Here is a 2,162-nt window from a genome sequence, read left to right as displayed (position 1 = left end):
AGATATTGTAGGTGTAGTGCCTCCCTTACCTGAGCGACCCCACGCTGTGATTGAACCATCGGCTTTAAGGGCGACAAAGGCATACTTGGTTGAATAAATCTTGGTATAGCCACTGTCAGTGGGAGCGCCTGTACCCCCATATTTTGAATCACCCCAAGCCGTGATTGAACCATCGGCTTTAAGGGCGGCAAAGGCGCTATCAGTTGAATAAATCTTGATATAGCCACTGTCAGTGGGCTCACCTGAACCTCCATATATTGAGCCACCCCACGCCGTGATTGAACCATCGGCTTTAAGGGCAGCGAAGGCAAGTGCATTTGAATAAATCTTGGTATAGCCACTGTCAGTGGGTGCGCCTGTACCTCCATACATTGAGTGACCCCACGCCGCGATTGAGCCATCGGCTTTAAGAGCGGCAAAGGCGCACCAAGCTGAATGAACCTTGGTATAGTCACCACCAGTGGGTGCGCCTGTGCCTCCCCAATTTGAGTCACCCCACGCCGTGATTGAGCCATCGGCTTTAAGAGCGGCAAAGGCATACCCAGTTGAATAAATTTTGATATAACCACCATCAGTAGGTGCACCTTTACCTCCAAAATCTGAGTGACCCCACGCCGTGATTACGCCATCAGTTTTAAGGGCGGCAAAGGCTGCATCAGTTGAATAAATTTTGGTATAACCGCTGTCATCAGTAGGCGCTATACCTCCAAGCCCTAGACCACCCCACCCCGCCCAAGCTGTGATTGAGCCATCGGCTTTAAGGGCAGAAAAGGCATACCTATTTGAATAAATCTTGGTATAGCCACTGTCAGTGGGTGCACTTGCGCCTCCAGAGTTTGAATCGCCCCACGCTGTGATTGAACCATCGGTTTTAAGGGCGGCAAAGGCCGCATCAGTTGAATAAATCTTGGTATAGCCACTGCCAGTGGGTGCGCCTGCGCCTCCAAGATTTGAGTTACCCCACGCTGCAATTGAGCCATTGGCTTTAAGGGCAGCAAAGGCATGCTTATTTGAATAAATCTTGGTGTAGTCACTACCAGCGGGTGCACCTGTGCCTCCATGCTTTGAGTCACCCCACGCTATAATTGAGCCATTGCCTTTAATGGCGGCAAAGGCGCCAGAATTAAATCCGTTGAATGCGTTATTATTCCCACCAAAATCATTATAAGCACTAGAAAAATCCACCTCAGAAAAACGCAAAAGATCAACACCCATAACTTGAACTTCTGCTAAAGAAAGGTAGTTATTATCAAGTAACTGGATTTTAACGTAGCGGCCTCGTTTTCCTTGTGTGCTTAATTTAATGGTTTTCTTGGGGTTAGGCACACCGTGAAAATCTTGTTGATAAGTATGGGTACTGAAATCTACTTTATTGGAAATACTGACTTGGTAGTTACTGAGCCTACCTGCACAACAATCAGTGCGATTGTGGATAATGATTTGATGGATATTTTTTTCACTGCCTAAATCAACTTGCCACCAAGCGCCTTGTTCCTTTTGGGTGTGTGTTATGCTATTGTTATACCAAATGCCCTGAGTATTGCCGTTAACTGCTTGTGAAGCATGATAAAGGGTAGTGTTATAAATGCTGGATTGTGTTGCAGATTTTCCAAGGGCTAGATTGATGTTAGCGGCGTGAACGGTAGTAAATAAAGCAGTGAAAAATGCTATTACTAACAAAACACGATTAAAAAATTTACCAGTATGAGGTGTGTACATAATTTTTCCTTCTCCAAAAAATACATGAGTCTTGACTAGTTAAGCGGGTTATTTTTGAAATTTTGGAGCAATATTTTATATAAATCTTGCTCCCTATTATCGCATCTAAATTCACATTTTTTTAAGATGCTATTTAAATATATTTCTATTCATTCCTGTAAATTTCACCAGCCTTGTTTTAGTATAACCCCAAAAGATTCTATCCCGTTAATATGAGAATTGCCTCTAGCGAACTCGCTCTTACCATGATACACCCTAAAATGCTTTTTATGACCAAAATCTACTAAACCATTATACCCTCGCCATCCATCAGAATGAATAACACTATTGATACTTGTTTTCCCTTTATAACGCTTTGTAGAGTTGCTACAGAGCAGTTACCTACAATCTCAATATAAAGGTCAAGTAAACTTCTTTCTGTAAATTCGCATCTATCCTATATT

Annotated in this window: 1 protein-coding gene and 1 pseudogene; both read right to left on the bottom strand. The window is 43.2% G+C overall.

The window, feature by feature from the left end:
• On the bottom strand, nt 1–1,719 hold a 1,719-nt coding region (locus BAZSYMA_RS03445; protein ID WP_195910078.1), incomplete at its 3' end, for a galactose-binding domain-containing protein.
• A gap of 35 nt (nt 1,720–1,754) precedes the next feature.
• Nucleotides 1,755–2,119: pseudogene (locus BAZSYMA_RS03440) on the bottom strand (IS1595 family transposase); the annotation flags it as partial.
• Between the last annotated feature and the right edge of the window lie 43 nt (nt 2,120–2,162).

Source organism: Bathymodiolus azoricus thioautotrophic gill symbiont (assembly GCF_001298715.1).
Classification (GTDB): domain Bacteria; phylum Pseudomonadota; class Gammaproteobacteria; order PS1; family Pseudothioglobaceae; genus Thiodubiliella.
The sequence above is the reverse complement of the archived record's forward strand: the minus strand, read 5'-3'. Positions and strand labels throughout refer to the sequence as shown.